Below are 26,762 nucleotides of genomic sequence, written 5' to 3' on the forward strand. Positions count from 1 at the left end.
TGCCGGTCACCTTGGGGTTCCGCCCGTCCGCCGGGCGGTCGTGGCTCAGACCAGGCTGGCGGTGGGGGCGACGCAGGCGAAGTTGTCGGCCATCACGGCCATTTCGCACTGGTGGATCTGCGCGGCGGGGATCACGGTGTCCTTCAGGGCCAGGTCGCGGGTCGCCGAGGCGTCTTCCACCAGGGTGCAGCGATAACCATAGTCCTTGGCGCGGCGCACCGTAGTGCTGACGCTGGAGTGGCTCATGAAACCGCAGACGATCAGGTCGAGGTGACCGAGCTCCTGCAGCGTCTCGTGTAGCTTGGTGTTCTTGAAGGCGTTGGGCATGCGCTTTTCGATGACGATCTCGCCGGCGCGCGGCTCCAGGCCCGGGATGAACTCGCCCGCCGGCCCCTGGGGGTCGAAGCGACCGCCGACGGTGCCGAGGTGGCGCACATGGATGATCGGGCGGCCGGCCTTGCGGGCGGCATCGAGCAACCTGGCAATGTTCGCCACGGCCTCGTCCATGCCCGACAGCGCCAGCGGACCGCTCAGGTATTCCTTCTGCGCGTCGATGACGATCAGGCTGGCTTGGCCCAGCTTGGCCGGCGGATAGTCGCGGCCAGTGAGGCGGAACATCGTGGTTGGAACGGACATCAAGGGCTCCTTGGGTAGGGCTTTTGTGTACCTATTCTCCCTTGCCTTGACGCCAATGTGAATGGTTGACAGCGCAGACAGCGTGGTTGCTGGCTTGTGGCTATCTGTTTGGCTATCGGAGGAAACAAATGTGCGGTGTGGGCTGTTAGACTTTTGTCCTGTCTGAAAAGGAGTACCCCGTGATCACATCCCGCCTGCGCACCCTGCGCGACCATATCCGCTGGGCGGTCAGCCGCTTCCATGAACACGAGCTGTTCTTCGGCCACGGTGCCGACAACGCCTGGGACGAAGCCCGCCTGCTGGTACTCGGCGCGGTGCACCTGCCCTGGGAGGTGGCCGACAGCTACCTGGACTGCGCGCTGGAAGATGACGAAACGGTACGCCTGCAGCACCTGCTCAAGCGCCGTATCGAAGAACGCGTGCCCACCGCCTACCTGCTGGGCGAGGCCTGGTTCTGCGGCATGTCGTTCATCGTCGACGAGCGGGTGCTGGTGCCGCGCTCGCCGATCGGCGAGCTGATCGAGAAACGCTTCGAGCCGTGGCTGGCCACGGAGCCTGCGCGCATCCTCGACCTGTGCACCGGCTCCGGTTGCATCGGCATCGTTGCCGCCGAGGTATTCCAGGACGCCGAGGTGGTGCTGGCCGACCTGTCCTTCGACGCGCTGGAGGTGGCCAACCAGAACATCGAGCGCCATGGCCTCGATGAGCGGGTGTACACCGTGCAGGGCGATGGTTTCGCTGGCCTGCCGGGGCAGCGCTTCGACCTGATCCTGTCCAACCCGCCGTACGTCGATGCCGAGGACTTCGGCGACATGCCGGCCGAGTACCACCACGAGCCCGAGCTGGGCCTGGCCTGCGGCAACGACGGTCTGGACCTGGTGCGGCGCATGCTGGCCGAGGCGGCCGACCACTTGACCGACAAGGGCCTGATGATCGTCGAGGTGGGCAACAGCCAGGTGCACGTCGAGTCGCTCTATCCCGAGGTGGACTTCGCCTGGCTGGAGTTCGAGCGCGGTGGCCACGGGGTGTTCATGCTGACCGCCGAGCAGTGCCGGCAGCATCAGGAGCTGTTCAAGGCGCGGGTCTGAAGGATTAACACCGTCCCCTGTAGGAGCGGCCTTGTGTCGCGAAAGGGCCGCATCGCGGCCCCGGCGATCTGTGCTGCAGGCTGAAATTCTGGGGCTGCTACGCAGCCCTTTCCGACCGGTCCGACGCCTCGGCAAGGCCGCTCCTACACGGATCGCGTAGGGCAGGTCAGCGGGTGGCGATCCAGATCAGCAACCCGGCCTGGAACACCGCGAACGCCACCAGGCAGGTGATGGTGAAGCGCAGGCCGCTGTCCTCGCGGCGGTACTTGGCCACGCGCTCGTCACGCTCACGCAGCTGGGCTTCCTTCTCCATCAGGTTCTGCTCGGCCTGCTGCAGCATGCCGGCGGCCTCGAGGTTGTCCACGCGCTGCACCTTCTCGGTGTTCCAGCCGCCCTTGAGCTGGCCCACCGGCGTTTCCACCACGCGCCCCTTGAGCAACTGGCCGTCGGTGTACTCCACCGCCAGGCCGACGCTGCCCAGCACATGGTCGCGGCGCAGGCGGGTGTCTTCGTTCAGGGCGTCCTTGTTCGGCAGGCTCATGCCCTCGACCCGGTAGTGCGAGCAACGCTGCTGCAGCCACTGCACCGCCTGCGCCAGCAGGTAACGGCCAAGGCCACGGTTCAGCGGCTCCAGCTGCAGACCGGCCGGGTCGCCGATGCGCACCGTGCGCGCTTCGTGGTCGACGCGAATATCCAGCTGGTTCTGTTCCTTGCGCACCTTCTGCCCCGGCAGGCGGACTTCCATGCGCAGCAGGCTATGGGCCTTGTCGTGGCGCTCGGCGTAGCCGAACTGGACGAAACGTAGCGGGCGGGCGCCGCTGTTGCGGTCGGTCGGCAGCGGCGCCAGGCGCAGCAACTGGAAGTGCTCGGCGGCAAGGTCCGCCCAGGGCAGCGGGGCGCTTTCCGGGGCTTGTTCTTCGGTCGCCTCGGCGGCGGGGGCATCGGTCATCAGGGAATCCTCAGGTGCACGGCGGCCGGGTGCCGGTACCTGCAAGGACATCGCAGATGTGGGCTTGCCCCCGGATCACTGCCTTCTTAGCCGCGTTATCGGCAGGCGGGGCCAATACCTGAGGGCGCTTTCAGGCCTGCGGCAGCCCGTGGATGAACAGGACGATGCGTTCCCCCAGCTCACGGGCCAGCGGCAACTCGGGGTTGCGGTAGCTGTCACGCTGCTGGCCCATCTCCCGGGGGCTGATGCGCAGCATGTGGTTCATGCCGTCGATCAGCGCCAGCTGGGCGTCGGGTTTGGCGGCCTTGAGGCGTTCGGCGTCAGCCACCTCCACCTGGATGTCGTTGCGCCCCTGGACGATCAGCGCGGGCACCTTGAGCCGGGCGAACGCCGCCGCCGGGTCCTGGTGCAGCAGGGTGATCAGGTACGGCTGCACGCTGGGGCGGAACACCTGGCGCAGCGGGGCGGGCACGTCGAGGCTGGTCTGCCCGGCCTGCAACCGGTCGATCAGCGCCACGCCACCGGCCAGTTGCGCTGGCGGCAGGCGTTGGGCCAGCTGCTCGCGCAGCACGTCGGCTACCGGTCGGCCACTGCCGGCCAGGGTGATCACTGCGCTGGCACCGGCCTGTTCGGCGGCGAGGCTGGCAATCAGCGCACCTTCACTGTGGCCGACCAGGATCAGCGGGCCGAAGCGCGGGTCCTGGCGCAGCGCGCGCCCCCAGGCCACCACGTCGGCGACATAGCGCTCGACGCTGAGGTCGCGCTCGTCAGGGGTGGCCGGCTGGCTGGCGGCCACCCCTCGCTTGTCGAAGCGCACGCTGGCGATGTGCTCGCCGGCCAGCAGCAGGGCCAGGCGCTTGAGGTTGTCGATGCGCCCGGAGGCGGGGTTGTTGCCATCGCGGTCGGTAGGGCCGGAGCCGGCGATGATCAGCACCACCGGTGGCGGGGTGGTTTGCTGGGGTAGCAGCAGGCTGCCGTGCAGCACGCCCTGGCCGGTGTCCAGGTCGATGGGGCGTTGCAGTACGGTGGGGGCGGCCTGGGCGAGGCTGGCGCAGAACATCAGGAGCAGGGCGGCGAGGCGCGACTTCATGGAGGGGTACTACATGGCTAGGTGTCATTGAGACATTGCAGCGCGATGAAGGTTCGCATGGCTCGCTTGCCGTGCCGGCCTCTTCGCGGGTAAACCCGCTCCCACAGTGAGATGGGCCGGCCTGTGGGAGCAACTGTCTTGCTCAATTTTTAGAATCTGGCGCGATCCCTGTGGGAGCGGGTTTACCCGCGAAGAGGCCGGCATGGGCAACCCATCCTGTAGCGTTTTCCGTATACTGCCGCTTTCGATCACCTCAGGCAGATTCGCGGAGCGTCCATGTCCGGCAATACCTACGGCAAGCTGTTCACTGTCACCACCGCTGGCGAGAGCCATGGCCCGGCGTTGGTCGCCATTGTCGACGGCTGCCCGCCAGGCCTGGAAATCTCCCTCGCCGACCTGCAGCACGACCTCGATCGGCGCAAGCCCGGCACCAGCCGGCACACCACCCAGCGCCAGGAGCCGGATGAAGTGGAGATCCTCTCCGGCGTGTTCGAAGGGCGTACCACCGGCTGCTCGATCGGCCTGTTGATCCGCAACACCGACCAGAAGTCCAAGGACTACTCGGCGATCAAGGACCTGTTCCGCCCGGCCCACGCCGACTACACCTACCACCACAAGTACGGCATCCGCGACTACCGCGGCGGTGGCCGCAGCTCGGCGCGCGAGACCGCCATGCGCGTAGCGGCCGGCGCCATTGCCAAGAAGTACCTGGCCACCCAGGGCATCCGCGTGCGCGGCTACATGAGCCAGCTGGGTCCGATCGAGATCCCGTTCAAGACCTGGGAGTCGGTCGAGCAGAACGCCTTCTTCAGCCCCGACCCGGACAAGGTACCGGAGCTCGAGGCCTACATGGACCAGCTGCGCCGTGACCAGGACTCGGTGGGGGCGAAGATCACCGTGGTCGCCGAAGGCGTGATGCCGGGCCTGGGCGAGCCGATCTTCGACCGCCTCGACGCCGAGCTGGCCCACGCGCTGATGAGCATCAACGCAGTCAAGGGTGTGGAAATCGGCGCCGGCTTCGCCAGCGTCGCCCAGCGTGGCACCGAGCACCGAGACGAACTGACCCCTGAAGGCTTCCTCAGCAACAACGCCGGCGGCATCCTCGGCGGTATCTCTTCGGGCCAGCCGATCGTCGCCCACCTGGCGCTCAAGCCGACCTCGAGCATCACCACCCCGGGCCGTTCGATCGACGTCGACGGCAATCCGGTCGAGGTGATCACCAAGGGCCGTCACGACCCGTGCGTCGGCATTCGTGCCACGCCGATCGCCGAGGCGATGATGGCCATCGCCTTGATGGATCACTTGCTGCGCCACCGGGCGCAGAATGCCGACGTGAAAGTGGGCACCCCGGTACTGGGCCAGCTCTGACTTAGCCAGGGTCGGCCTCTTCGCGGGTAAACCCGCTCCCACAGGGATCTCCAATGCTGCGAGATCCCTGTGGGAGCGGGTTTACCCGCGAAGAGGCCGGTGCAGGCTCACACAAGGCCCATCCCATGCCCCCGATCCCCTACTGGCGCCTCTCCAGCTTCTACCTCTTCTATTTCGCCCTGCTCGGCTCCACCGCGCCGTTCCTGGCCCTGTACTTCGACCACCTGGGCTTCTCCCCGGCACGCATCGGCGAGCTGGTGGCCATCCCCATGCTGATGCGCTGCATCGCCCCCAACCTGTGGGGCTGGCTGGGCGACCGCAGCGGCCAGCGCCTGCTGATCGTGCGTTTCGGGGCGCTGTCGACCCTTGCGACCTTCTCGCTGATCTTCTTCGGCAAGAGCTATGCCTGGCTGGCGATGGTCATGGCCCTGCACGCGTTCTTCTGGCACGCGGTGCTTCCGCAGTTCGAGGTGATCACCCTGGCCCACCTGCATGGTCAGACCGCGCGCTACAGTCAGGTGCGGCTATGGGGCTCGATCGGCTTCATCCTCGCTGTGGTCGGCCTTGGGCGCCTGTTCGAATGGCTGAGCCTGGACATCTACCCGGTGGCGCTGGTGGCGATCATGGCCGGGATCGTTGCCGCCAGCCTCTGGGTCCCCAATGCGCAACCGGTGGAACAGGCCGAACGGCGCGGGGCGGGCGGCTTCCTCGCGCAAGTGCGGGCGCCCGGCGTATTGGCCTTCTATGTGTGCGTGGCCCTCATGCAGCTCAGCCATGGGCCGTACTACACCTTCCTGACCCTGCACCTGGAGCACCTGGGCTACAGCCGCAGCGCCATCGGCCTGCTGTGGGCGCTGGGGGTGGTGGCCGAGGTACTGGTGTTCATGGCCATGAGCCGGATCTTCGCCCGTTTTTCCGTGCGCAAGGTGCTGCTGACGAGCTTCCTGCTGGCCGCCTTGCGCTGGCTGTTGCTGGGCAACCTGGCCGATATCCCGGCGGTGCTGGTATTCGCCCAGGTGCTGCACGCGGCCACCTTCGGCTGTTTCCACGCCGCGGCCATCGCCTTCGTCCAGGTCAGTTTCGGCGCCCGTCAGCAGGGCCAGGGCCAGGCGCTGTACGCGGCGCTGTCGGGCACCGGCGGTGCGCTGGGCGCCCTGTACTCGGGCTACAGCTGGAAACTGCTGGGCCCGCACTTCACCTTTGGTATGGCCAGCGTCGCGGCGCTCGCGGCAGCCGTTATCATTGCCTTCCGACTCAAAGACAGCAGGAACCACCCCTGATGAGCATCCTCAGCGTATTCGACCCGTCCAGCCCGGAACTGCCGCACAAGGTGCTGACCCACCACGACGACATCGCCGCGACCCTGGCCGAGCAGGGCGTGCGCTTCGGCCGCTGGCAGTCCGGCGCGCGCCTGCGTCCGGGCAGCAGCCAGGATGAGGTGGTCGCCGCATGCCGTGGGCCGCTCGACCAGTTGATGACTGCCCATGGCAGTGTGGTGTTCGGCGTGCTCAGCCGCGATGGCGTCGACCCGAGCCAGGCCGACCTGCGCGACGAGCACGTACATGACGGCGAGGAAGTGTTCGCGTTGATCAGCGGGCGTGGCCAGGTCAGCCTGCGCCTGGGGGATGCGGTGTACGCCGTGTTGTGCGAGAAGGACGATGTGTTGCTGGTGCCCGCTGGTACACGCCGCTGGCTGGATCTGGGCGACACCCCGTTCTGCCTGGCCCTGCGCCTGTTCGCCAGCGAGCAGGCGGTGCAGCCGCGGTTCACCGGTGATGAAACAGCCCGACAATTTGCCGGGCTCGACGAACTCTGAGAGGGTTTGGTCGCGCGATCAGCGGTAGGTCGGCAGGGCAAAGCGTTGCTGGCTCTGCAGCATCGAGATCACCGGCAGCTCGCTCGGCTGCCCGGCCAGGTCGCGGCGGATTGCGCTGATCGCCCAGGACAGTTGCTCGGCGCTGTGCAGTTGCGCATAGGTCAGCACGCGCCGGGTCACCACGCCGTCGCTGGCGCGCAGGGTCAGCAGGACACCGCCGTCCGGACGCGGCTGGGTGGTGACCTGGTAGGCGGCGAAGACCGAGGCGAATTTTTCCTGGATGAGGTCCATATCAACTCCTGACTGTTGTACTGGCAGACTTGAGTTGATGATTGCAGCGACCGTGCCAGCCTTTGTTTCAGAAAAAATCGTTTAAAATCAATGTTTTAAACTCGACCCTATAAGGTCGCGCATTGCAATCTGCACGCCCGTGCATTTTGCACAGTGCATTTTGCACGGTCATAGCCTGGCTCTCTGCCGCCGATAGAATCTGAACCTTGGACCGCTCGCCGCTGCCTGATGGACACTGGGCCCATTGCCAGATGCCAGGAGGTTCCCGATGTCCGATCACCAGCCCGCCACCATGACCGCCGAAGAAACCGCGGCCTTCGCCGAGGAGGTCTTCGAGCGCGCCCGCCGCGGCGACGCGACCATGCTCGGTCGCCTGCTCGACGGTGGCCTGCCCGCCGACCTGCGCAACCACAAGGGCGACACCTTGCTGATGCTGGCCAGCTACCATGGCCACCACGACGCCGTGCGGGTGCTGCTGGCCCATGGCGCCGATCCGCTGATTGCCAATGACAACGGCCAGTTGCCCATGGCCGGCGCCGCCTTCAAGGGCGACCTGGCCATGATCCGCCTGCTGCTCGAGCACGGCGTGCCGGTGGATGCCGCCGCCGCGGACGGCCGCACCGCGCTGATGCTGGCGGCGATGTTCAACCGTTTGGAGATCATCGACTACCTGCTGGCCCAGGGCGCCGATCCGACACGGCGTGACGCGGCCGGCGCCACCGCGCTGACGGCTGCGCGCACCATGGGCGCGGTGGACGCCGCCGCACGCCTGGAGGCGAAGGCCGGCTAACCCTTCGGGGGCGTTTGCGGCTATCCTTGGCGCCTTTCACGCCAACCCGCAGGGCCCCCCATGAAAGACCAGTTGCTCGAATTCATCAGCCTCATCGGCGCCGGCTGCATGCGCGATGAGGATATCGAGCGCATCGCCGCCGAGGCCGCGCAGGCCTACGCCGACCCCGCCGCCTTCCTCGCCGCCAACCCGGACATCAACTACGACGACAGCTTCCCGTTCCCGCTGGGCGAGTGGGTGGTGGTCGGCAGTCTGCCCGATACCGTGCTGTTCCAGGCCGACAGCTACCAGGACCTGTTCCAGCAGATCAGCGACTCGTTCGACAAGAGCGTGCCGTTCACCCTCAAGCCCAAGCAACTGGCGCGTACCGAAGCGCTGACCGCGCTCAACCGCATCCAGGTGCAGATGGGCGCGCTGAACAAGGAAGCCGGTGGCTACGTGCTGCTGAACTTCAGCCAACTGCTCGATGACGAGCTGCAGGTGGTGATGGTGGGGCAGAACGACCTGGCCCGTGTGCTGGAGTTGGGCGAGGCCGTAGGCATCAAGGTGGAGCCGGCGCTGGAGGCTTTGAAGGTGGCCGTGCACGTCTGAGTAATGTTCCGGCCTCTTCGCGGGTAAACCCGCTCCCACAGGATCTCGCAACATTGGAGATCCTGTGGGAGCGGGTTTACCCGCGAAGAGGCCGGGGCAGATTGTCGACGGCCTCAACCCAACGCGGTATCAAGAAACATCATCACCGCGAACCCGCCCATCAGCCCCAGCGTCGCCGCGGTCTGGTGCCCATTGCGGTGGGTTTCCGGGATCACCTCGTGGGACACCACGAAGATCATCGCCCCCGCCGCCAGGCCCATGCTGACCGGGTAGGCCAGGGCAAAGCCGGTGGAGATGCCCAGGCCGATCACCGCGCCCAACGGCTCCATCAGGCCCGAGCCGATCGCCACCATCATCGCCTTGAAGTTCGAAAGCCCCGTGGCGCGCAGGGCCAGGGCCACGGCCAGGCCTTCGGGGATATCCTGGATCGCGATGGCGCTGGTCAGCGGCAGGCCGATGTTCATGTCGCCGTTGGCGAAGCTCACGCCGATGGCCATGCCCTCGGGCAGGTTGTGCAGGGTAATGGCCAGCACGAACAGCCACACCCGGTTGACCCGCTCGGCCTGCGGGCCGCAAGGGCCGGTGCTTTCATGCTCGTGCGGGGTGAAGCGGTCAAGGCCCAGCATCAGCAGTACCCCGAGGCCCATGCCCAGGACCACGGTGAAGGCCGCCGCCGGGCCGTTGCCGGTGATTTCGCGGGCGGCATCCAGGCCCGGCAGGATCAGCGAGAACGAACTGGCGGCAAGCATCATGCCGGCGGCAAAACCGAGCATCACGTCCTGGGTGCGGGCGTTGACGTCACGCAGGACCACCGCCAGCACCGCGCCCAGGGCGGTGGCGCCGAAGCCCGACAGCCCGCCGAGCAGGGCCAGGTGCAGGTTGTCGGCGTGGTCGCCGTTGACCGCGTTCCACAGGCTCGCCAGCAGCAGCGCCGCGACGGCCAGCAGGCTCAGGGCCAGGCCGGCGCTGAGCCAGGGCGTTTCCTGGGCCTGTTGTCGCCAGGCGCTGAGCATTGAGTCGGGAGCGGCACTTTCGATGTGGGCGGGGGGCATGGGAACCTCGGAGCAGTGGATGAAAGCAGTCTATCCACTGACCTGTACGTTCGGCCAAGGATTCCCTTCTATCGGGGCCATAGCCAGCTATGCTCTGGGGCACACACACCGTGCGGGAGCGGCGCCATGGGGTCCACCTTCAACAGCCTGGTCGGCCTGATCATCCTGGCCCTGGATATCTGGGCCATTCTCAATGTGCTCAAGAGCGGCGCGGAGGTCGGCATCAAGGTGCTGTGGATCCTGCTGATCCTGCTGCTGCCGGTGCTGGGGCTGATCATCTGGGCAATCGCCGGGCCGCGGGGCAATGTGCGGATCTGAGGCCTTTCAACCCAACTGTATAACTTTGTAAGGGCAGGCTGCTCTCGACAAAATTTTCACACTCGATTTTTGAAAATCCGCGCCGCACAATGCGGCCTTGGTCCCACCTCGCGTTCGAGGGGCCGACCACCAGGCTGTCGGCGATCTCGCCTTCCCGCAAACCGCAATCCTAGGACCTCTCCATTCATGGCTAACACGGACGCCTTGAAGCAACAGGGTGTGCGAGGCTCGTTCTCGCCGACCCTGAAATCCCACCTGGCCTACACATTGCTCAGTGGCCTGGTGATCATGCTGATGCTCAGCCTGGTGCGCCTGGCGCTGCTGGTCTACAACAGCGACATGATCGGCGACACGCCGTACTCGACCGTCGCCGAAGGCTTCTTCAACGGCCTGCGCTTCGACCTGCGGGTGGTGGTGTACATCAGCATCCCGTTGCTGCTGGCGCTGCTCAGCCCGTGGCTGATGGCTCGCCGTGGCTTCTTCCGCTTCTGGCTGACCATCGCCTCGAGCCTGGTGATGTTCCTCGGCCTGATGGAGATGGACTTCTACCGCGAGTTCCACCAGCGCCTGAACGGCCTGGTGTTCCAGTACATCAAGGAAGACCCCAAGACCGTCATGAGCATGCTCTGGTACGGTTTCCCGGTGGTCCGCTACCTGCTGGCCTGGCTGGTCGGCACCTGGCTGCTGAGCCTGTTGTTCAAGGGCATCGATCGACTGACCCGGGGCAATGGCAGCGTCCGGGCCGTGGGCAGCCGTACGCTGGCGCCCTGGTACGGCCGCCTGGCGCTGTTCATGGTGGTCCTGCTGGTGGCCGTGGTCGCCGCCCGCGGCACCCTGCGCCAGGGCCCACCGATGCGCTGGGGCGATGCCTTCACCACCGACTCGAACTTCGTCAACCAGCTGGGCCTGAACGGCACGCTGACCCTGATCGACGCCGCCAAGAGCCGCTTCGGCGAGGACCGCGCCAATATCTGGAAGCCGGTACTCGACCAGCCGCTGGCCACCCAGACCGTGCGCGAGCAACTGCTGACCGCCAACGATACCCTGGTCGATGCCGACGAGGCGCCGGTCCGCCGCGATTTCCTGCCGCCGGAGAAGAACACCCTGGCGGTCAAGAACGTAGTGGTCATCCTCATGGAAAGCTTCGCCGGTCACTCGGTGGGCGCCCTGGGCAGCCCGAACAACATCACCCCGTACTTCGACAAGCTGGCCAAGGAAGGCCTGCTGTTCGACCGCTTCTTCTCCAATGGCACCCATACCCACCAGGGCATGTTCGCCACCATGGCCTGCTTCCCCAACCTGCCGGGCTTCGAGTACCTGATGCAGACCCCGGAAGGCGGCCACAAGCTGTCCGGCCTGCCGGCGCTGCTCAGTGCCCGCGACTATGACGATGTCTACGTCTACAACGGCGACTTCGCCTGGGACAACCAGTCCGGGTTCTTCGGCAACCAGGGCATGACAACCTTCATCGGCCGCAACGACTTCGTCGATCCGGTGTTCTCCGACCCGACCTGGGGCGTGTCCGACCAGGACATGTTCAATCGCGGCAACGAAGAGCTGGCCAGGCACGATGGCAAGAAGCCGATCTACGCGCTGCTGCAGACCCTCTCCAACCACACGCCGTACGCCTTGCCCAAGGACCTGCCGGTGGAGAAGGTCACCGGGCAAGGGCGCCTGGACGAACACCTGACCGCCATGCGCTATTCCGACTGGGCGCTGGGCCAGTTCTTCGAGAAGGCCCGCAAGGAGCCGTACTTCAAGGACACCCTGTTTGTTATCGTCGGCGACCATGGCTTCGGCAACCACCAGCAGGTCACCGAGCTGGACCTGGGCCGCTTCAACGTGCCGTTGCTGCTGATCGCCCCGGGTATCCAGGAGAAGTTCGGCGCGGTCAATCACACCGTGGGTACCCAGGTCGACATCGTGCCGACCATCATGGGCCGTCTCGGTGGTCATGCCCGTCACCAGTGCTGGGGCCGCGACCTGCTCAACCTGCCTGAGGGCGACCAGGGCGTGGGCATGATCAAACCGTCGGGCAGCGAGCAGATCGTCGGCCTGGTGCAGGGCGACCGCATCCTCATCGAGTCCAAGGACATGACCCCGCGGATGTACCGCTACCAGCTGGGCCGCGAGTTCAAGGCCGAACTGATCGAAAGCCCCGACCAGCCGGAAATGCTCAAGAAGCTCGAGGCCTACATCCAGACTGCGACCAAGAGCCTGCTGGACAACACCGCCGGTGTCGTCCACGGCACGCCGAAGTAAGGCCGCCGCCTGCCTCATCAAGCCCGCCCTGAACCGGCGGGCTTTTTTCATGCGGTTTCATGTATGCGGCTGAACATTCATCCCTGCACCATGGTCAAGTGAGTACGCCGTTCCATTCACCGTTGTGCCAGCGAGGGCTGATCGATGAAAGCATGGGAAGTCAGCTTTGCAGACCAGAAAGGCGAGCCGCAGACGCTGTTGCTCAATGCCGAGCAGCGTCCCAGCGAGGAAGATGCCGCACGCGCCATCCGTTCGCGCCTGTTCCCGCTCATGGACGAACTGGACCTCAACGACTTCCAGGACCGCAGCTTTTCCCCCACGGCGCGCTGGCTCAAGGAACAGAGCGGCGTGACCATCACCACCATTCGCGAAGCGCCCTGAACCGGGGATATCTGGCGTAGCGCTGTCGCAGGCGCTACGCTCAAGTCAGGCGCCGGCCTTCTCTGCGGGCCGTTGCCGTTTTCATCGCGTCTTGCAATCCGCTCGTATTGTCAGGCATTCCTTGTGTGCCAGGCAGGTGCGTTGTGCACGGAAAGTCTATCCATTGCTTTGCAGGAGGACGTTTCATGAGCAGCCAGAACGACGACATCAGCAGCAGTGTCCTGCGCCAGATGAAAGCTGGCGGTTTCGATTTCACCCGCATCCACCCCATCGAGTTCTATGCCGTGTTTCCCAGCGAGTCCGGTGCGCGTCGGGCGGCGGGGCAGTTTCGCGGCGAATCGCTCAACGCCCAGGTGAGCGAGCGCGACGACGGCGCCTGGCACCTGGAGTTGAGCAAGGTGATGTATGCCACCCACGGCGGGATCGGCGCCTTTGAACAGGCTTTCGAGCAGGTCGTGTCGCCCTATGGCGGCGAAGTCGAAGGCTGGGGCGTCAAGCAGGAAAGGCCGATCGCCTAGGCTTCGCGACGGCGTCAGTGCACCTTGCGCCCTGCCATATGGTTCAGGTACGCCAGCAAGGCATCGAGCTCCGGTTCACCCAGCACCTGGGTGGAAAACCCGGGCATCTTCGCCTGCGGCCAGTGCCGCAGGCTCTGCGGGTCGCGAATGTACTGGCGCAGGAATGCCGGCTGGAAGTACTCGGTGGGGTTGTGCGGCAGGTTCAGGTCCGGGCCCAGGTGCGCGTCGCCGGCGCCATTGAGGCGATGACAGGCCAGGCAGTTCTGCTGGAACAGGGCAAAACCCTGGCGCACCGGGTCGTCCTTGGCCAGGTCCGGGTCGGGCAGCAGGGCGGGGAAGCGCGTTTCGACCGGTGGCAGGCAGCGGATGCTGGCGATCTGGAACGGCCATTGTTCCGGGCGGATGCCGCTGGCCTGCGGTTGGGTCCACACCAGGTAGAAGGGCCCGGCGCCTGGCTTGCCCAGGCCCAGCGCGGGCCAAGGGTGGGCGGGATCTTCGATGGCCAGCCAGGCCTGCGCCGGGCCCGCCTGCAACAGCGGGCCGGCGGGCATCTCGGCGGCGAAGCCATCGAGGGCCACGGCCTGCAGGTGATCGGTCGGACCCACGCCCTTCAGTAGCGCGGCCAGGGGCACGACGCGGTAATGCATGGTGCGCTTGTAGGCCACGTCCTGTTCGATGGTGATGTCCCGTGCCTGCGGATGGGCGAGCAGTCGTTCGCTTGTCCAGTGCCGGCTATCGTCACCCAGTTCGAGGTTCAGCTGCGCCGCCGACAATGTCGGGGCGAGCAGCAGGCAGAGCAGGGCAAGACACAGGCGCATGGGCGATCTCCAACCATCAAGGTCGGCAGATTACCCACGCGCGATCGGAAAAGGCCACCGCCGCGTTCAGCCGAACAACCGGGTGAGGTTCGGCAGGATCAGCAGCAGCGTCGTGGCGAAGAGTATGAGGCCGGCTTGGCGTACCTTGGATTGTCTGAACATGGCGGACCGCCTTCTTGTTGTTATTCCTGAATAGCCCTTGGCTTCCTTGTCTAGCGTCGGGTCGATCGCAGCGGCGTGATGGCACGCCGTTCCTGCTTGCCGCGTACATCTGGATATACAACCAACAGTAGGGCCCGCGTCATCCCTGTTTCAGAACCCTTTGTTCTAAGATTTTTCATGTCGATTCCTCATGGCTTTAAGGCCACTGGCCACCCCGCTGGCACGCTCAGGCTAGACGAGTGCGCGGCAGGGGTTACCAAGGGTTACAGGGCCTACCGTTCGTCCGGACATCCTACTTGCTTGTACGGCCCTTTCGCGTCAGTCTCTACAGCAATTCCCACCCACATGTCGTTCAGGACTACCCCTATGTCGTTACGCATCTGCATCCTTGAGACCGATGTCCTGCGAGCGGAGTTGATCGCGCAGTATCAGGGCTACGGCAGGATGTTCGAGCAGCTGTTCTCGCGTCAGCCGATCGCGGCCGAATTCGATGTGTACAACGTGATGAACGGCGACTACCCCCCGGACGGCGAACGCTTCGATGCGTACCTGGTGACCGGCAGCAAGGCCGACTCGTTCGGCGACGATCCGTGGATCCAGACGCTCAAGGCCTACCTGCTCAAGCTCTACGAACGTGGCGAGAAGCTGTTGGGCGTGTGCTTCGGTCACCAGCTGCTGGCGCTGACCCTCGGCGGCAAGGCCGAGCGCGCCGACAAGGGCTGGGGCGTGGGTGTTCACCGCTACAGCCTGGCGGCCCATGCGCCGTGGATGGACCCGCAGGTGTCCGAGCTGACCTTGTTGATCAGCCACCAGGACCAGGTCACCGAGCTGCCCGAAGGGGCCACGGTGATCGCCTCCAGTGACTTCTGCCCGAACGCCGCCTACCACATCCGTGACCAGGTGCTGTGCTTCCAGGGGCACCCGGAGTTCGTCCATGACTACTCCCGGGCACTGCTAGATGCGCGGCAGGCGTCGCTGGGTAATGAAGTCTATGAGAAAGCGGTGGCCAGCCTGGCCACCGAGCACCAGGGGGATCTGGTGGGAGAGTGGATGCTGCGTTTCGTCCAGCAGCCCGGCAGCCGCGCGAACTGAGATCCGCATCGACCCCAATCGCGGGCTCGCCCGCGATTGGCGTTACAACCAGCCCGAACGCTTGAAGCTGTAATACAACCCCGAACAGCCCAGGGCGATGACCCCCAGCACCCCGAAGTAACCGTAGCGCCATGCCAGCTCCGGCATGTTCTCGAAGTTCATCCCGTAGATCCCGGCGACCGCCGTGGGAAACGCCAGGATCGCCGCCCAGGCCGCGAACTTGCGCTGGGTGATGCTTTGCCGTGACGACTCCAGCAGCATGCCGATCTCGATGGTCTGGCTGGCAATGTCGCGGATCCCGGACAGGTCTTCCATCTGCCGTGTGACATGGATCTGCACGTCGCGAAAGTACGGGCGCATGTTCTTGTCGATGAACGGGAAGCTCAGGCGCTGCAGCTCCTCGCTGACCTCCACCATCGGCGCCACGTAGCGGCGCAGGCGCAGGATGTCGCGGCGCAGGCTGTGCAGGCGCTGGATGTCCTCTTCCTTGAGCGAGTTGCTCAGCACACTCTGTTCCAGTTCCTCGATCTCGCCATGAATGGCCTCGCTCACCGGCTGGTAGTTCTCGGTGACGAAATCCAGCAGGGCGTAGAGCACGAAGTCCTCGCCATGCTCAAGCAGCAGCGGACGCGCCTCGCAGCGTTGGCGTACCAGGGCGTAGGACTTCGAGTGGCCGTTGCGGCAGGTGATGATGTAACCGTTGCCGGCGAAGATATGGGTCTCGATGAATTCGAGTTTTCCCTCATGGCGCACCGGGGAGTAGGTGACGATGAACAGCGCGTCGCCGAAGGTCTCGAGCTTCGGCCGGCTGTGTTTCTCCAGGGCGTCCTCGATGGCCAGCTCGTGCAGGCCGAACTGGCGCTGCAGGTTGGCCAGTTCCTCGGCGTTGGGCTCTTCCAGGCCGATCCAGACGAAGTGTCCGGGCTTGCGCGCCCACTCCGCGCCCTCGTCGAGGCTGATATTGGTGACCTTCCTGCCGGCGCTGTACACCGCCGATGCGACGACTCGACCCATGGTTGTCCGCTTATCCGATTGAACACGCTACACAGCTTGGGCTGTGTAGCGGCACGGGGCAAGTCCGTACGCAGGTCAGGGGGCGGTGACTTCGCTTTCCATATGGTCAATGCAATGCTGCATCTGGCTGCGGCATTGCTCGATCAGTGCGGGCAGGTCCTGCTGGGTCAGGCCCGCGGTGGCGATCGGGGCCAGCGAGCGAATCACTACGGTGCGTTGGCGCCAGCTGTTCAGGCCCAGGCGCTGGGTGTAGCGGCTGACGCACACCGGCACGATCGGCACGCCGGCCTCGATGGCCATGTGGAAAGCGCCTTTCTTGAACGCCAGCAACTGCTCGCCGGGGTTACGCGTGCCTTCGGGGAAAATCCAGATCGAGGTGTCGTCGCGCAGGGTCCGGGTGGTGGTCTGCATGGCCTTGCGCGCCTGGTAGGCATTCTTGCGGTCGATCAGCACATTGCCGCCCAGCCAGAACAGCTGGCCGAACAGCGGGATCCAGCCCAGGCTCTTCTTGCCGATGGCCACGGTGCGGCGCGGCACGACCTGGCCGAGGATGAACAGGTCATAGTTGGACTGGTGGTTGGCGATGATCACGCAGCCGGGAGGCTGGTCCCAGAGCGGGCCGACCTCGGCCTTGACCTTGATGCGCATGAGCCAGGCGGCCGGCACGCTGTACAGGCGGGCGAACAGGCGGCTGTTGTCGGGGTTGAACGGGCGCAGCAGGCCGATCACCAGGCCGACGACACCCACGAGCAGGAAGTGCAGCGCCAACAGGAGCATGCGAAGCATATAAAGCATGGTACGACTCACACCGGACAGTCGCGGCGCAGTGTACGGATGTGCACTGTCAGGGGCAAACGTTGCAGTGCCGCTTGTCGGCAGGGCATCTGTGGGAGCGGGTTTACCCGCGAATACGTTGGTGGATCCACCGCAGCCTTCAGGTACTACGCCAACCTGTAGGAGCGGCCTTGTGTCGCGAAAGGGCTGCACAGCAGCCCCAGGATTTCAGCGTTGTTGCAAAGATCGCCGGGGCCGCTTTGCGGCCCTTTCGCGACGCAAGGCCGCTCCTACAGAGATCACGCCAGTTGATAAATCCCAGCAAGACTGTTGCTCCCACAGGTCTTGCATCAGCTGTTCAGATCAGCCCAGGTGGTTCTGGTCCGCCAGGATCGCCTCGTCCAGTGCTTCCAGCAGCGCCTTGCGCACTTTCAGCTTGGTGTTCTTGTGCGCCAGCATGTTCAGCTTCTTCAGCTCGCGGGCTGCAGCCAGGGCGGTTTCCTGCAACTGTTCGGCGGGCACCACCTTGTCGAGGAAGCCGGCTTCACGGGCGCCCTGCGGATCGAACACCTCGGCGTTGTTCACCGAGCGCTGGAAGGCCGCGCGGCCCAGGCGGTCGCGGGCCAACTCGATACCGGCGTGGTGCATGGTCATGCCGATCTGCACTTCGTTCAGGCAAATCTTGAAGGGCCCTTCGACCCCGATGCGGTAGTCACCCGACAGCAGCAGGAAGGCGCCCTTGGCCACGGCATTGCCGGGGCAGGCGACGATCACCGGGAAGGGGTGCGACAGCAGGCGGCGGGCCAGGGTGGAGCCGGCGGTGACCAGGCCGACGGCCTCCTTGGGGCCGGCGGTCATCACCTTGAGGTCGTAGCCGCCGGAGAGGATGCCCGGCTGGCCGGTGATGATCACCACCGCACGGTCCTCGACGGCGCGATCGAGCGCGGCGTTGAAGGCTTTGATGACATCCGGGGAGATGGCGTTGACCTTGCCGTTGTTCAGGGTCAGGGTGGCGATGCCGTCTTCGGCATGGTAGGTAATCAGCTCGCTCATGGCAGAGTCCTTTGGATGGCGTGGCGATGACGTTACCCAGCGGCACCGGCCAGGTAAAGCGCCAAGACTGACTGGTCAGTCAGCGCTGCGTCCTTGTGCCCTGTAGCATCGGGGTAGCGGCGCCAGGGGCGGGAAAAGCGCTGGGCACAATGGCAGCATTGCCCTGATTGCCCCGGTTTTTCGGTCGATTGGCTTAAGCGCATGAAAATTCTGAAAAAAATGCTTGCCAAAGGAAAAGGCTTCTACTAAATTAGCGCGCCTCGACAGGCTGAATAGCTTGAAGAGAAAACGGTGAAGTGTCCGAGTGGTCGAAGGAGCACGCCTGGAAAGTGTGTATACGAGAAATCGTATCAAGGGTTCAAATCCCTTCTTCACCGCCACATTCTACGAGAAGCCCCCGAATCGAAAGGTTCGGGGGCTTTTTGTTTGTCTCGCGTTTTTGTTGAAGCCCTGATCGCGGGGCAAGCCCGCTCCCTTTGGCGTGGGAGCGGGCTTGCCCCGCGATGGCGCTGTCAGAAGCTGACGGAAGCCGACAGCCGTGCCGTGCGTGGCGCCCCCTGGAACAGGTAGTTGTCGCCCAGATAGTCGCCCACGTCGCGCCAGTAGCGCTTGTCGAAGACGTTGTCCACGGTCAGGCGCAGCACGGTGTCGTAGCCGCCGATGGTCGTGCGGTAGCGGCTGCCGACATCGAACACGGTATAGCCGCCGACTTCGGCGTCGCCGGTGTGGCTGGCGTACTTGCTGGCGCTGTAGCGGGCGCCGCCGAGCAGGGCCAGGCCGGGCACGGGCAGGGCGTAGTCGGCCTGCAGCGCCGCGCGCAGGCGCGGGACGTTGATCGCCTGGTGGCCTTCGTAGGCGTCGGTGTCGCTGTTCTGCACGCGGGCGCGGATCGCCGCGGCGCTGGCCTGGATCTGCAGGTTGGAGGTCACCCAGCCGCTGGCACCGAGTTCGAGGCCGGTGTTCTTCTGCTGGCCCGACTGCACGTAGGCCGGCGCAGCGGTTCCATCAGGGCGGGCATATTGGTAGGCCTGGCGGATCTGGAACAGCGCCGCGCTGAAGCTCATGCCCTGCCAGTCGCGCTTGATGCCGACTTCGAGCTGGCGCGACAGGGTGGGGGCGAGGATCTCGGCGGCGTTGCTGGCGAACCAGGGCGCAGTGCCGCCTGCGGAAAGGCCTTTCGAATAACTGGCGTAGAGCGTGGTATCGGACTGCGGCTTGTAGATCAGTGCCGCATTGGGCAGCAACTGGTACTGCTGGGTATGCCGCTTGGCGACACCGTCCTGGTCCCAGGTTTTTTCATCCAGACGTACTTCCCGGGCGCCGATCACCGTCTGCCAGTGCTCATTGAAGGTGATGCGGTCGCTGAAGAACAGGCCGTACTGGCGGCTGTCGAGGCGGCGCTCGCTATGGCCAAGCGGTTTGTCGGAAGGATCCAGCGCGGGGATGCCGGTGTATATATTGCCGGGGCGTAGCGGATCAAGCAGCTCGTTGAAGCTGGGACGCTGATCGAGCGTACGGCGCTGGGCGCTGCTGCCCAGGGTCAGTTCGTGGCCCACGCCAAGGGCGTCGAAACGCCCGTCGAGCATGGCTTGGGCCTCGTCGATGCGGCGGGTGTCGTCGGGGCTGCGGAAATCGTAGATGTCGTAGTTGCCCTCAGGGCTGAAATGCGAGGACCAGCCCCCGTTGCTGCCCCAGGCAAACGCACTGTAGTCATCGATCACCACCTTGCTGCGCGAGGCGCTCAGGGTGCCGTTCCAGTTGTCGTTGAACTGGTACTTGAAGCGCCCGCCCAGGTTCAGCGAGTCGTTCTGTACCGGTTTGGCCCAGGACTGCCAGGCCAAGTGGTCCTTGGGGTCGACGCTGTGGGGCAGCTGCTTGCCGCCGAGCAGTTGATAGCCCGGTACCGAATACTGCTCGCGATGCTGGTATTCGGCGTCCAGCTCCAGCACGGCATTCGGGTTGATCTGCCAGTCGAGCGCCACGGAGGCGAAATCCCGCTTGCCGTCAGCGTGGTCGACATAGGAACGGATGTCCTCGTGGGCCAGGTTCACCCGCAGGCCGAACTGTTGCTCGGCGCCGAACCAGCCACCCAGGTCGGTGGCCAGGTAGCGTTCGCCCTGCTCATTGGTCGAGACCGTCACCGAGCGCACGTCCTCGGCGCGCTTGGTCACGTAGTTGACCAGGCCGCCGGGTTCCGACACGCCGCTCTGCAATCCCGACAGCCCCTTGAGCAGCTCCACCTGCTGCTTGTTCTCCAGCGCCACGTTCTGTTCGCCGGCGATGGTCTGGCCATTGATCCGGTAGCTGCTGGCGGCGTTGAGCTCAAAGCCGCGCACGTTGAAGTTCTCGTAGTAGCCGATCGGCGCGTAGCTTTCGCCGACCGAGGCATCGCTTTGCAGCACTTCGCTCAGCTTGCGCACCTGGCGGTCGTCCAGCAGCTGGCGGCTGAACACGCTGACCGAGGCCGGGGTGTCGAGCAGCGGCGCGCTGTGCAGGCCGCCGACCTGGGCTTCGCGTACCTGGTAGCCGGTGTCGTCCTGAACCTCGGAGATGCGCACCGGCGCGAGGGTCACGCTGTCCTCGGCCAGGCCCTGGCCACTGTGCAGGGCCAGGCCCAGGCCGAGCAGGCCAAGGGGCAGGCGGGGGCGAAGCGGGGTCATGCAAGGCTCCTTGAAAAGTGGACGCGCCGTTATCGCTCGGCAGCTGTCGGGCAGGCAAAAGGGCGCCATGGTAGCAGGCTGCCGGGCAATCTTTCAGGGGGCGGAGCATGGGGAGGCGGGAGCGTGCTTGCCCGGCGATTGCGATGCTGGCGCTATCGCGGGTCAAGCCCGCTCCCACGCGTTGCGCATCAGCCTGCGGGCGTGCGCTTTTCCTGTGGGAGTCGGCTTGCCGGCGATGACGCCAGTGCAGTCAAGACGAATGAGGCGCAGCGCGATTCAGGCCGCGGCCGGCCGCTGGTGCCGGCGCCAGTTGTCGTCGATCTTCGACCAGGTCTTGCCGTCGGTGATGGCCAGCAGCTTGCGGCCATCCTTGAAGGTGGCGAGGAAGGTGACTTCCTCCTCCTTGCCGCCCAGCAGCAGGCCAGCCAGCAGGCCGACCGGGCCGGCCACCAGGGCTCCGGCCACGCCCCAGCCCAGGGCGCCACCGAGGCTGCGGGTCGATTCGAGGTTGGCCAGCTTCAGGTCCTTGACCCGTGCCAGCGAAATGCGCTCGCCGGGCGAGGGGCTGCGCGGGGTCTTGAGTGTGAGCGCTCCATTGCGATACTCGCCTTCACCTTGCAAGAAATCGCCGGATTGCACCGTGAGTCTTGTCATTGCGTCGTCCTGTCAGGAAGGGGTCGTTGACCAACGCCTACTGAGCGCTTGCCACGCCGGCAAGTCAACGAGCAGGCGACGGAGGGTCGTGTGGCGGGTTGTCGCGCAGTAAAGCGCATAGACGAGCGAGCGGTGGCGCTCAACAAGTGAAAGTCGCATTTTCGAAAGTAAACTTCGAACCGTTGTCTATAACTGTCACGGTGCATGACTGGAACTAATGCTTATCGCTGGCGCCGTTGATCCATCGCAGTTTGCGCAAATTAGTGCGGCGCAGTTTAATTTTCGAAAACGAAAAAATGACGCCAAAAAACGCTGGACATCAAGTTTCAATGTGTGTCAGTTTTTTTGCGCCTCATAAAGGCGAGTGACAGGAAGTTCTCGCCCGGTGGGAGAACCCTGTCGGACATCAACTGCTTTTTTGTACACAAGGAAGTAATCTGCATGTCGAAAGTCAAAGAAAACGCCATTGTTTCCGCCGTTTCCGCACTGCAACCGAAGGGGCCAAGTTCGTCCTTCGGCCTGATCGACAGCTTTGCCCACCAGTACGACCGCGGCGGCGCGAACATCAATGGCAAGAAGTCCTTCACGGCCGACCAGGCCGCCGATCACATCCTGCGTGACGGCGCTTCCTGGAAAGACCTGAACAAGGACGGCACGATCAGCCTCACCTACACCTTCCTGACCAAGGCACCGTCGGACTTCTACAGCCGCGGACTGGGCACCTTCAGCCAGTTCAGCGACCTGCAGAAGCAACAGGCCAAGCTGTCCATGCAGTCCTGGGCTGACGTGGCCAAGGTCACCTTCACCGAGGCGGCATCGGGTGGCGATGGCCACATGACCTACGGCAACTTCAGCGCCAGCAACGGCGGCGCGGCATTCGCCTACCTGCCGTTCGACGGCCCGGGCTCGCACAAGGGTGAATCCTGGTACCTGATCAACAGCGGCTACCAGGTCAACATCAACCCGGGCACCGGCAACTACGGTCGTCAGACCCTGACCCACGAGATCGGTCACGTACTGGGCCTGTCCCACCCTGGCGACTACAACGCCGGCGAGGGCAACCCGACCTACCGTGATGCCGACTACGCCCAGGACACCCGTGGCTACAGCATCATGAGCTACTGGAGCGAGAGCAACAACGGCCAGAACTTCATCAAGGGCGGCGGTCAGTACTACGCCTCGGCCCCGCTGATGGACGACATCCTGGCGATCCAGAAGCTCTACGGCGCCAACTACGCCACCCGTGCCAACGACACCACCTACGGCTTCAACTCCACCGCTGATCGCGACTTCTACTCGGCCACCTCGGCCTCGTCGAAGCTGGTGTTCTCGGTGTGGGACGGTGGCGGCAACGACACCTTCGACTTCTCCGGGTTCACCCAGAACCAGAAGATCAACCTCAACGAAGCGTCGTTCTCCGACGTCGGCGGCATGGTCGGCAACGTCTCCATCGCCAAGGGCGTGACCATCGAAAACGCCTTCGGCGGCTCGGGCAACGACCTGCTGATCGGCAATGCGCTGGCCAACGTGCTCAAGGGTGGTGCCGGCAACGACATCATCTACGGCGGTGGCGGTGCCGACCAGCTGTGGGGCGGCACCGGTTCGGACACCTTCGTGTTCGCGGCCGTCAGCGACTCCACCAAGGCGGCGCCGGATCGCATCATGGACTTCACCTCGGGTGTGGACAAGATCGACCTGTCGGCGATCTCCGCGTTCGCCGTGAACAAGCTGCCGCTGCAGTTCGTCAACGCCTTTACCGGTCATGCCGGCGAGGCGCTGCTGACCTACGACCAGGCCACCAACCTGGGCAGCCTGTCCATCGACTTCACCGGAAACAGCTCGGCTGACTTCCTGGTGACCACCGTTGGCCAGGCCGCTGTCACCGACATCGTGGTCTGATGCAACAGGGGGCGGCGCTTGCGCGTCGCCCCTTTTGCCGGTGAGGCGAACCAATGAAAGCAAACCTGAGAACGATCGCGCTGGCCGCGATCCCCATGATGTCGATGACCGAGGTAGTCATGGCGAGCAGCCTGTTACTCCCCAACGCCGCGCAACTGGCCGGCCGTTGGCAGCTTTACCCCGAACAGCAGCAAGCGCAGGCCTGCGACCTGCGTCTTGGTGCCGCGGAAGGCGAAATCGAAGGTGACCTGGAGTGTGCCAAAGAGCTGATAGGCCTGCGCCCCGGCAGCTGGCTGGTGACCCCCGACACCCTGGCCCTGGTGGGCGGTGATGGCAGCAGCGTGGTGCATTTCAGCCGCGAAGGCGCCCAGCGCTACGCCTGGACCACTCCGGATGGCAAGCAACTGGTGCTCGAGCGCCTCGACAAATAATTCCCACCTGGAACTAAAAAGTTCCAGGCGAGCCAGGGCGAAACATGAAACTACCGAGCCAAAAGCCCGGGGCGCCTTTGTGGGCGGCACTCGGCGAACATAAGTCAACCTTGATCAGCGTGGGCTGTTTCACGGCATTGATCAACTTGCTCATGCTGGTGCCGTCAATTTATATGCTTCAAGTGTACGACCGTGTACTGAGTTCGCAGAGCACCACAACTTTGTGGGTGCTTACCCTGATGGTGGTCGGCTTCTTCGTTTATATAGGCGGGCTTGAAGCAGTCCGCAGTTTCATTGTCATCCGCGTGGGCAACCAGTTGGAGAAAAGTTTCAACTTGAAGGTCTACCGCGCCGCCTTCGAGCGCAACTTGCGCCAGCGCGACGGCGCCGCCGGGCAGGCCCTGGGCGATCTGACCCAGCTGCGCCAGTTCATCACCGGCCCCGCGCTGTTCGCCTTCTTCGATGCGCCCTGGTTTCCCATCTACCTGGCGGTGATCTTCGCCTTCAACGTCTGGCTGGGGGTGATGGCCACGGTCGGCGCGCTAATGCTGATCGCCCTGGCGATCCTCAACGAACGCCTCACCCACGCCACCCTGGCCGAGGCCAGTGGCTTCCAGCAGCAATCCACGCAACTGGCCGGCAGCCAGCTGCAAAGCGCCGAAAGCATCCAGGCCATGGGCATGCTCGGCGCCCTGCGCCAGCGCTGGTACACCTTGCACGGACGCTTCCTCGACCTGCAGAACAAGGCCAGCGATACGTCGGCGGTGATCACCGCCACCAGCAAGGGCCTGCGCCTGTGCCTGCAATCGCTGGTGCTGGGGCTGGGCGCGCTGCTGGTGATCGAGGGGCAGATGACCCCGGGCATGATGATCGCCGGCTCCATCCTGATGGGCCGGGTACTCGCCCCGATCGACCAGCTGATCGCGGTATGGAAGCAGTGGAGCGGCGCGCAGCTGGCCTACCAGCGCCTGGACGTCCTGCTGCGCGAGCACCCCGAGCCGCCGACGCCGATGCCGCTGCCGGTGCCTACCGGGCAACTGGCGGTGGAGCAGGTCAGCGCCGGCCCGCCCGGGCGCAACCTGGCCACCCTGCAGCAGGTGAACTTCGCCCTGGCGCCGGGTGAATTGCTCGGCGTGCTGGGCGCTTCGGGCTCGGGCAAGTCGACCCTGGCCAAGGTGCTGGTCGGCGTGTGGCCGACCATCAGTGGCCATGTGCGCCTCGACGGCGCCGAGCTCAGCCAATGGGACCGCGATGCCCTGGGCCCGCACATCGGCTACCTGCCGCAGAACATCGAACTGCTGCGCGGCAGCATTGCCGAGAACATCGCCCGCTTCGGCGAGCTGGACGGCATCAAGGTGGTCGAGGCGGCCCGGCTGGCCGGCGTGCATGATTTGATCCTGCGCCTGCCCCAAGGCTACGACACGCGCCTGGGCGAGGAGGGCGTCGACCTCTCCGGTGGCCAGAAGCAGCGCATCGCCCTGGCCCGCGCCCTGTACGGCGATGCCCGGCTGATCGTGCTCGACGAGCCCAACTCCAACCTCGACAGCCACGGTGAGGCCGCGCTGGCCAACGCCATCGTCCAGCTCAAGGCCCAGGGCCGCACCGTGGTGCTGGTGACCCACCGCAGCGCGGCGCTGGCCCAGGCCGACAAGCTGCTGGTGATGAACGAAGGGCGCATGCAGGGCTTCGGCCCGGCCCGCGACATCCTCCACGCCATGGGCCAGGCCCCGGCGCAACGCCCGCTGCAAGCCGGAGGTGGCGCATGAGCCAGCACACCCGTGATGCACGTTTCCATGTTCGCCTGGGGTGGTTGCTGACCCTGGTCGGTTTCGGCGGTTTCATGGCCTGGGCCAGCCTCGCCCCGCTCGACCAGGGCGTGCCGGTGCAGGGCACCGTGGTGGTATCGGGCAAGCGCAAGGCGGTGCAGTCGATGGCCGCCGGCGTGGTCAGCCGCATTCTGGTCAGCGAAGGCCAGCAGGTACGCCAGGGCGAGCCGCTGTTCCGCCTCGACCGCACCCAGGTGCAGGCCGATGTCGATGCGCTGCAGGCGCAGTACCGCATGACCCGCGCCGCCCTGGCGCGCTGGCAGAGCGAGCGCGACAACCTGGGGCAGGTGCACTTTCCCGCTGAGTTGCTGGAAGATTCCGACGCCCGCCTGGCACTGATTGTCGAAGGCCAGCGCCAGCTGTTCGACAGCCGCCGCCAGGCCCAGGCTCGCGAGCAGGGCGCCCTGGCCGCCAGCATCGACGGCTCCCAGGCCCAGCTGACCGGCATGCGCCGCGCGCGCAGCGACCTGCAGGCCCAGGCCGATTCGCTGCGCGAGCAGCTCGACAGCCTGCGCCCGCTGGCCGGCGACGGCTACATCCCGCGTAACCGCGTGCTCGAGTACCAGCGCCAGTTGTCGCAGGTGCAGCGCGACCTGGCGCAGAACGCCGGCGAGAGCGCGCGCCTGGAGCAGGTGATCGTCGAGTCCCGGCTCAACCTGCAACAGCGCCGCGAGGAGTACCAGAAGGAGGTGCGCACCCAGCTGGCCGACGCCCAGGTCAAGGCAGCGACCCTGGAGCAGCAGCTCAATTCCGCGCGCTTCGAGTTGCAGCACAGCGAGATCCTGGCGCCGGCCGACGGCGTGGCGGTCAACCTCGGCGTACATACCGAGGGCGCCGTGGTGCGGGCAGGCGACACCCTGCTGGAAATCGTGCCCCAGGGCACCGCGCTGGAAGTGGAAGGGCGCCTGCCGGTGAACCTGGTGGACAAGGTGGCGCCGCAACTGCCGGTGGATATCCTGTTCACCGCCTTCAACCAGAACCGCACGCCACGGGTGACCGGAGAAGTGGCGCTGGTCTCGGCCGACCAGTTGATCGATGAGCGCAGCGGCCAGCCGTACTACGTGCTGCGCAGCACCGTCAGCGAAGAAGCGCTGGCGCGTCTCGAGGGGCTGGCGATCCGCCCGGGCATGCCCGCCGAGCTGTTCGTGCGCACCGGCGAGCGCTCGCTGCTCAACTACCTGTTCAAACCCCTGCTCGACCGTGCAGGTACCGCCTTGACCGAACAATAA

The 26,762-nt window shown here is 65.2% G+C and carries 26 protein-coding genes and 1 tRNA gene; 16 read left to right on the plus strand and 11 right to left on the minus strand.

Annotation, left to right across the window (positions count from 1 at the left end):
• Positions 1-45: 45 nt before the first annotated feature.
• Entirely contained in the window at positions 46-636 is a 591-nt protein-coding gene (locus DMX06_RS09975) for a cysteine hydrolase family protein (protein WP_028691770.1), read from the minus strand.
• A gap of 179 nt (positions 637-815) precedes the next feature.
• Here DMX06_RS09975 and prmB point away from each other — a divergent pair, with 179 nt between their 5' ends.
• Entirely contained in the window at positions 816-1,724 is a 909-nt protein-coding gene (gene prmB, locus DMX06_RS09980) for a 50S ribosomal protein L3 N(5)-glutamine methyltransferase (RefSeq protein ID WP_110736607.1), read from the plus strand.
• 166 nt (positions 1,725-1,890) lie between these two features.
• Here the strand turns inward: prmB and DMX06_RS09985 are convergent, their stop codons facing one another.
• The gene (locus DMX06_RS09985; protein WP_110736609.1) at positions 1,891-2,673 is read right to left on the minus strand and encodes a hypothetical protein; all 783 of its coding nucleotides are present in this window, start codon (positions 2,671-2,673) and stop codon (positions 1,891-1,893) included.
• Between the two features lie 130 nt (positions 2,674-2,803).
• Positions 2,804-3,763 (minus strand): alpha/beta hydrolase, encoded by a 960-nt coding sequence (locus DMX06_RS09990; protein ID WP_110736611.1) that lies wholly within the window; start codon positions 3,761-3,763, stop codon positions 2,804-2,806.
• A gap of 276 nt (positions 3,764-4,039) precedes the next feature.
• Here DMX06_RS09990 and aroC point away from each other — a divergent pair, with 276 nt between their 5' ends.
• From aroC to DMX06_RS10005, 3 genes are all read left to right on the plus strand, one after another.
• On the plus strand, positions 4,040-5,131 hold the full coding sequence (gene aroC / locus DMX06_RS09995; protein WP_110736613.1) for a chorismate synthase: 1,092 nt from the start codon (positions 4,040-4,042) through the stop codon (positions 5,129-5,131).
• Positions 5,132-5,256: 125 nt separating this feature from the next.
• The gene (locus DMX06_RS10000) at positions 5,257-6,411 is read left to right on the plus strand and encodes an MFS transporter (protein WP_110736615.1); all 1,155 of its coding nucleotides are present in this window, start codon (positions 5,257-5,259) and stop codon (positions 6,409-6,411) included.
• Positions 6,411-6,947: an oxidase gene (locus DMX06_RS10005; protein ID WP_110736617.1), complete on the plus strand. Its 537-nt coding sequence runs from the start codon at positions 6,411-6,413 to the stop codon at positions 6,945-6,947. The genes DMX06_RS10000 and DMX06_RS10005 overlap by 1 nt, the downstream gene beginning before the upstream one ends.
• A gap of 18 nt (positions 6,948-6,965) precedes the next feature.
• Here DMX06_RS10005 and DMX06_RS10010 read toward each other — a convergent pair whose 3' ends face one another.
• Positions 6,966-7,238 carry a DUF3509 domain-containing protein gene (locus DMX06_RS10010; protein ID WP_028691763.1) on the minus strand — a complete coding sequence of 91 codons (273 nt, stop codon included), beginning with the start codon at positions 7,236-7,238 and terminating at the stop codon, positions 6,966-6,968.
• 268 nt (positions 7,239-7,506) lie between these two features.
• Here DMX06_RS10010 and DMX06_RS10015 point away from each other — a divergent pair, with 268 nt between their 5' ends.
• Both DMX06_RS10015 and DMX06_RS10020 read left to right on the plus strand, forming a co-directional pair.
• On the plus strand, positions 7,507-8,028 hold the full coding sequence (locus DMX06_RS10015; protein WP_110736618.1) for an ankyrin repeat domain-containing protein: 522 nt from the start codon (positions 7,507-7,509) through the stop codon (positions 8,026-8,028).
• 60 nt (positions 8,029-8,088) lie between these two features.
• Positions 8,089-8,619: a hypothetical protein gene (locus DMX06_RS10020; RefSeq protein WP_110736620.1), complete on the plus strand. Its 531-nt coding sequence runs from the start codon at positions 8,089-8,091 to the stop codon at positions 8,617-8,619.
• A gap of 113 nt (positions 8,620-8,732) precedes the next feature.
• Here the strand turns inward: DMX06_RS10020 and DMX06_RS10025 are convergent, their stop codons facing one another.
• Positions 8,733-9,671 (minus strand): ZIP family metal transporter, encoded by a 939-nt coding sequence (locus DMX06_RS10025; protein ID WP_181427805.1) that lies wholly within the window; start codon positions 9,669-9,671, stop codon positions 8,733-8,735.
• Positions 9,672-9,797: 126 nt separating this feature from the next.
• Between DMX06_RS10025 and DMX06_RS10030 the strand changes: the two genes are divergently transcribed.
• From DMX06_RS10030 to DMX06_RS10045, 4 genes are all read left to right on the plus strand, one after another.
• Entirely contained in the window at positions 9,798-9,989 is a 192-nt protein-coding gene (locus DMX06_RS10030; RefSeq protein ID WP_023629733.1) for a PLDc N-terminal domain-containing protein, read from the plus strand.
• A gap of 186 nt (positions 9,990-10,175) precedes the next feature.
• Entirely contained in the window at positions 10,176-12,251 is a 2,076-nt protein-coding gene (locus DMX06_RS10035) for an LTA synthase family protein (protein ID WP_110736623.1), read from the plus strand.
• 144 nt (positions 12,252-12,395) lie between these two features.
• Entirely contained in the window at positions 12,396-12,632 is a 237-nt protein-coding gene (locus DMX06_RS10040) for a hypothetical protein (RefSeq protein ID WP_110736624.1), read from the plus strand.
• A 185-nt stretch (positions 12,633-12,817) separates the two neighbouring features.
• Positions 12,818-13,150 (plus strand): ribonuclease E inhibitor RraB, encoded by a 333-nt coding sequence (locus tag DMX06_RS10045; RefSeq protein ID WP_110736626.1) that lies wholly within the window; start codon positions 12,818-12,820, stop codon positions 13,148-13,150.
• Between the two features lie 14 nt (positions 13,151-13,164).
• On the opposite strand, the gene DMX06_RS10050 is transcribed toward DMX06_RS10045, so the two are convergent.
• Complete coding sequence (locus DMX06_RS10050; protein ID WP_110736627.1) at positions 13,165-13,968, minus strand: c-type cytochrome; 804 nt, start codon at positions 13,966-13,968, stop codon at positions 13,165-13,167.
• 528 nt (positions 13,969-14,496) lie between these two features.
• On the opposite strand from DMX06_RS10050, the gene DMX06_RS10055 reads away from it, so the two are divergent.
• Positions 14,497-15,222, plus strand: coding sequence for an amidotransferase (locus DMX06_RS10055; RefSeq protein WP_110736629.1), 726 nt, complete (start codon positions 14,497-14,499; stop codon positions 15,220-15,222).
• Positions 15,223-15,264: 42 nt separating this feature from the next.
• On the opposite strand, the gene DMX06_RS10060 is transcribed toward DMX06_RS10055, so the two are convergent.
• The 3 genes from DMX06_RS10060 to DMX06_RS10070 all read right to left on the minus strand — a co-directional run bounded on the left by DMX06_RS10060 (position 15,265) and on the right by DMX06_RS10070 (position 18,063).
• Positions 15,265-16,236, minus strand: a complete 972-nt coding sequence (locus tag DMX06_RS10060) for a magnesium and cobalt transport protein CorA (RefSeq protein WP_110736630.1) — start codon at positions 16,234-16,236, stop codon at positions 15,265-15,267.
• A gap of 75 nt (positions 16,237-16,311) precedes the next feature.
• Positions 16,312-17,031 carry a lysophospholipid acyltransferase family protein gene (locus DMX06_RS10065; RefSeq protein ID WP_110736632.1) on the minus strand — a complete coding sequence of 240 codons (720 nt, stop codon included), beginning with the start codon at positions 17,029-17,031 and terminating at the stop codon, positions 16,312-16,314.
• Positions 17,032-17,373: 342 nt separating this feature from the next.
• The gene (locus tag DMX06_RS10070) at positions 17,374-18,063 is read right to left on the minus strand and encodes a crotonase/enoyl-CoA hydratase family protein (RefSeq protein ID WP_110736633.1); all 690 of its coding nucleotides are present in this window, start codon (positions 18,061-18,063) and stop codon (positions 17,374-17,376) included.
• A 290-nt stretch (positions 18,064-18,353) separates the two neighbouring features.
• Between DMX06_RS10070 and DMX06_RS10075 the strand changes: the two genes are divergently transcribed.
• A tRNA-Ser gene (locus DMX06_RS10075) sits at positions 18,354-18,443 on the plus strand.
• A 132-nt stretch (positions 18,444-18,575) separates the two neighbouring features.
• Here the strand turns inward: DMX06_RS10075 and DMX06_RS10080 are convergent.
• Both DMX06_RS10080 and DMX06_RS10085 read right to left on the minus strand, forming a co-directional pair.
• Positions 18,576-20,723, minus strand: a complete 2,148-nt coding sequence (locus tag DMX06_RS10080; RefSeq protein ID WP_110736635.1) for a TonB-dependent siderophore receptor — start codon at positions 20,721-20,723, stop codon at positions 18,576-18,578.
• 276 nt (positions 20,724-20,999) lie between these two features.
• Positions 21,000-21,377: a hypothetical protein gene (locus DMX06_RS10085; protein WP_110736637.1), complete on the minus strand. Its 378-nt coding sequence runs from the start codon at positions 21,375-21,377 to the stop codon at positions 21,000-21,002.
• Positions 21,378-21,818: 441 nt separating this feature from the next.
• On the opposite strand from DMX06_RS10085, the gene DMX06_RS10090 reads away from it, so the two are divergent.
• From DMX06_RS10090 to DMX06_RS10105, 4 genes are read left to right on the plus strand one after another with little or no spacing between them, the layout of a single operon-like run.
• Entirely contained in the window at positions 21,819-23,276 is a 1,458-nt protein-coding gene (locus DMX06_RS10090) for a serralysin family metalloprotease (protein ID WP_110736639.1), read from the plus strand.
• Positions 23,277-23,329: 53 nt separating this feature from the next.
• Positions 23,330-23,707, plus strand: a complete 378-nt coding sequence (locus DMX06_RS10095; RefSeq protein WP_110736641.1) for an AprI/Inh family metalloprotease inhibitor — start codon at positions 23,330-23,332, stop codon at positions 23,705-23,707.
• 44 nt (positions 23,708-23,751) lie between these two features.
• A complete protein-coding gene (locus DMX06_RS10100; RefSeq protein ID WP_110736642.1) occupies positions 23,752-25,473 on the plus strand; it encodes a type I secretion system permease/ATPase in 1,722 nt (573 codons plus the stop codon).
• The gene (locus DMX06_RS10105) at positions 25,470-26,762 is read left to right on the plus strand and encodes an HlyD family type I secretion periplasmic adaptor subunit (protein ID WP_110736644.1); all 1,293 of its coding nucleotides are present in this window, start codon (positions 25,470-25,472) and stop codon (positions 26,760-26,762) included. The genes DMX06_RS10100 and DMX06_RS10105 overlap by 4 nt, the downstream gene beginning before the upstream one ends.

The sequence above is a fragment of the Pseudomonas mosselii genome (assembly GCF_003205295.1).
Classification (GTDB): Bacteria; Pseudomonadota; Gammaproteobacteria; order Pseudomonadales; family Pseudomonadaceae; genus Aquipseudomonas; species Aquipseudomonas mosselii_B.